The sequence below is a fragment of the Kitasatospora sp. NPDC093558 genome, assembly GCF_040683475.1.
GTDB lineage: Bacteria > Actinomycetota > Actinomycetes > Streptomycetales > Streptomycetaceae > Kitasatospora.
In genome coordinates this window covers 1-3760 of the sequence record NZ_JBFBDY010000602.1, presented here as the reverse complement: position 1 = coordinate 3760, position 3760 = coordinate 1, and the positions used below count along the sequence as shown (strand labels likewise).

3 protein-coding genes are annotated in these 3760 nt (G+C 73.0%); 2 read left to right on the top strand and 1 reads right to left on the bottom strand.

Annotated features, from left to right (window positions below):
- Both AB0O00_RS32300 and AB0O00_RS32295 read left to right on the top strand, forming a co-directional pair.
- A partial coding sequence (locus AB0O00_RS32300; protein WP_363657844.1) for an FAD-dependent oxidoreductase occupies positions 1-849 on the top strand: 849 nt, incomplete at its 5' end.
- 114 nt (positions 850-963) lie between these two features.
- Positions 964-1374 carry a hypothetical protein gene (locus tag AB0O00_RS32295; protein ID WP_363657842.1) on the top strand — a complete coding sequence of 137 codons (411 nt, stop codon included), beginning with the start codon at positions 964-966 and terminating at the stop codon, positions 1372-1374.
- Positions 1375-1457: 83 nt separating this feature from the next.
- Here AB0O00_RS32295 and AB0O00_RS32290 read toward each other — a convergent pair whose 3' ends face one another.
- The gene (locus tag AB0O00_RS32290; protein WP_363657840.1) at positions 1458-3515 is read right to left on the bottom strand and encodes an alkaline phosphatase family protein; all 2058 of its coding nucleotides are present in this window, start codon (positions 3513-3515) and stop codon (positions 1458-1460) included.
- Between the last annotated feature and the right edge of the window lie 245 nt (positions 3516-3760).

The following is a 3760-nucleotide window of genomic DNA, read 5'->3' as shown; positions in this document are numbered from 1 at the left end:
GCCGTCCTGGAGGAACTGCACGCCGGGCGCGGCGGCGACGGCATCCGGCTGCGCACCGCCGCCGAGACGGCGCAGGCCCTCGGCCGGGAGTCCGGCGCGGCCGGGGACCTCGTGGGCGGCGCGTTCCTGACCGACGACCTGCGGGTCAACCCCCGCGAGGCGGCGCCCGCGCTGGCCCGCTGGATCGAGCGGCAGCCGGGCGCCCGGATCCTGTGGGGCACCGCCGTCACCGGCGTCGAGTCCGGCACGGTGCACACCGCGCGCGGCCCGGTGCACGGCGAGCGGATCCTGGTGTGCGTCGGCCACGACGTGGACTACCTGTTCCCCGACCTCGCCGAGGAACACGAGGTCCGGCGCTGCCGGCTGACGATGGCGCGGGCCGTCGCCCCGGAGGCGTTCCGCACCGACTCGGCGGTGCTGACCGCCACGTCGATGCTGCGCTATGACGCGTTCACCGCGCAGCCGTCCGCGGCCCGGCTGCGCGAGGAGGTCGTCGGCCACAGCCCGGAGCTGCTGGGGATCGGCGCCAACGTGATGTTCACGCGGCTGCCCGACGGCACGGTGCTGGTCGGCGACTCGCACCACTACGACGCCACCACCCCGCCGTTCATCGACGAGCGGACCTTCGAGCTGCTGACCGGCGCGGTCGCCGGGGTGCTCGGGGTCGAGCGGCTGCGGATCCTGGAGCGGTGGCAGGGCGTCTACGCCAGCAGCGACCGCGGCCCGCTGCTCGTGCGCGACCTCGCGCCGGGCGTGCGGGTGCTCTCGGTCACGTCGGGCATCGGCATGACGCTCTCCTTCGGGCTCGCCGCCGCGACCTTCGACGGCACGCTCGCCGTCACGGGCTGACGCGACGCCTGATCCGGGCGTGCGCCGCAGGACTTGTCAGGACAGGTCCTGCGGCGCTTTTTTGGTGCTGTCAGGTCCCTGGTGCGGCCCGGGAGCCGGGGCCACAATGCGGGCATGCGGAGATGGTTCGCGGTCGTGATGGTCGAACTGGCAGGGGCCGCCGTGGTGTTGGGGTGCGGCGGGCCGAGTGCGGCGCCGGGGCCGCCCCCGTCCGGGGTGCCGTCCGAGGTGCCGTCCGAAGGGCCGAGGACACCGCCCGGCGGCGCCTTGCAGGACTGCGTCCTGAGCATCACGCCCTGGCTCCAGATGGCCATCGACGGGGGCAAGGACCTCGGCGACTACCAGGAGATGGGCCTGTCCAACGCCCAGGGCTTCGCGCTCCGGGAGCTCCAGCGGCAGGCGACCGCGCTGCGGGCGCAGGGGCCGCTGCCGTCCGGCTGGGTCGCGACGGAGGTCCGGCGGGCCTGCGAGTCGATCGTCGCGGCGAAGGCCACCGAGACGTCGCGGCCGCCCGGTTGGCCGTGACGCCGTGCAGGTGCGGTCGTGCAGGTGTGGCTGTGCAGGTGTGGCTGTGCGGGGCCCGGCGTCGCGGGCCCCGCACGGAGGCGTCAGGAGACCGTGACGTCGTCGAAGTAGCTGTACGTCGGGTCGCCGGCGGCGCCGTCGTCCTGGTTGGTGAGGGTCAGGGTGTAGCTGTCGCCGGCCGTCACCGGCGCCGAGGCGTTCTGCCAACCCAGGCCGCTGGTACAGGTGTTGGCCAGCACGGTGGTGCTCGTGCCGGTGGTGTTGTCCTGCAGCGTGGCGTTCGCCCAGTCGTAGGCGACGGTGTCCGGGCAGGTCACGTCGTACCAGAGGGAGAGCGTCGAGCTGCCGGCCGGCGCGGTGAAGGTCTGGACGGCGGTGGAGGTGGCGCCCGGGCTCGTCGAGCCGAGCACCGCGCCGTAGCCGCCGGTGTGGGCGGCGGCCGGGGCGACCGCGGCGGAGCCGGCCGCGGTCCAGCCGGAGAGGTCCCCGGTCTCGAAGCCGCCGTTCGTGAGGGCGGGGGCGGGCGCCGGGCTCCCGGTGCCCGTGAACACCTCGTCGTACGGGGTGGCCCAGGCGTCGTTGTTCGTCATCGCCGGCAGGCCGAGCGCGTCCCGGACCACCCGGGCGGTGCTGTAGTGGTCGTAGCGGTTCGTCGCCCGGTAGCCCGCCTTGACGGTGTTCTGCGAGCCGACGGCGACCGTCATCACCTGGTTCGTCTGGCCGGGACCGAACCCGCCGGGCAGGGACTTGCCGTCCTCGTCGACGGTGACGATCAGCAGCGACCGGTCGTTCTTCCACGCCGGCGAGTTGAAGATGAGCGGCAGGTTGTCCTTCAGCCAGGTGTCGCCCGAGGAGATCGAGCAGAACTCGAAGTCGGCGCAGGCCCCGGCCGCGAACCAGGTGAAGTTCGGGGTGGTCGAGGCGGACTTCAGCGCGTTGGTGTAGTCGCTCCAGGCGGGCCAGTGCGCCTGGCAGTAGGCGCTGTCGTTCTTCATCCGCGGGGCGTAGTAGAACGGCACGTCGTCGTTCTCGTAGTTGCCGCTGGAGGTCGTCTGGCACGCGCTGGTCTGGCCGTAGACGCTCTGCAGCCACGTCTTGCCGGCCCGGTCGAGCTTGTCCCCGAGGCCGTCGTTGGTCGCCGCGCAGGCCGCGCTGGTGATGCAGTTGCTGTTGTTGCCGCCGGGCGCCTTGGCGCTGCGCCCGTAGCTGTTGCCGAAGGCGATCTGCTCGTAGTTCGGGTCGGAGTTGTGGGTGCCCGCGTGGTAGTCGGTGAGCAGCGAGCCCATGGGGATCAGCGTGTCGTTGATGTACGGCGCGTCGGTGGTGTTGCCGACGATGCCCGGGCTGCCGGTGGCGGTGTTCGACGAGGCCGAGTAGTTCGTGTTCTCCATCATGATGAGGAACACGTGGTCGTAGCCGGGCACGGCCGAGGCGGGGACGCTCAGCGTGGCCGGGGTGATGGCGGTGTTGAGCGTCAGCGACAGGTCGTCGGCCATGCCGTCGTTCTGGGTGCCCGTCATCGAGAAGTCGACGGTCACCTTGATCGAGCGGGTGCCGGCCGGGAGGGCGCCGGTCGTGCTGCGCTTGACCATGCCGGTGGTGCTGTTCCGGTCGGCGGCCAGCACCGGGCCGATCGCCGAGCTGCCGAGGGCGGCGCCGGCGGCGTTCAGGTAGGTCGCGGTGGCCTTGGCGTTGTCGTTGTACGAGCCGACGCCGCCGAGCCAGCCGCTGAGCGTGGCGGACACCGTGCCGCCGTCGACGGCGGCGCCGGCGGAGGAGACGTCCACCGTCTGCGTCATCTGGGAGCTGCCGCGGGAGCCGCCCTGGAAGTAGGACGTGCCGCGGGTCGGCGAGCCGGGCGAGGTGGAGGTGGCGCCGGACGGCATGCCGTAGCAGTCGATGACCGGGTCACCGGTGGTGATCCGCCAGCCCGGGAGGGTGGTCTCCTCCCAGCCGCCCGGGCTGCACTGGCCGGTCTCGGCGTTGCCGTTGAGCAGCAGGTTGGCGCTGGTGGTGGCCGCGCTCGCGCTCGGTGTGGCGAGCGCGGCGGGGACGGCGAGGGCGAGGGCGAGGGCCGCGGCCGTGAGGGCGGCCGGGCGGCGTGACGGGCGTGACGGGCGTGAGGTTCGTGAGCCGGACACAGGAATCATGCGGGTGATCTCTCCGTGTGGGGTTCGAGGCCCCGGCGGCGCGGGCGGCGCGGCCGGGCGTCCATACGATCCCGGGGGCTCGGCACACTTGTCTCTACAAGTTTTCTGACCGGCTCGTGAACAGTTGGCGACCGGATCCCGCCGTCGTCCGGGGGTCCCGGTTCCGCGCGGCCCGTCGCGCGGACGCCCCGCGTTGCTGTCGCACGGCAGGGTGGACGCGGTGCGGGTAAGCACCG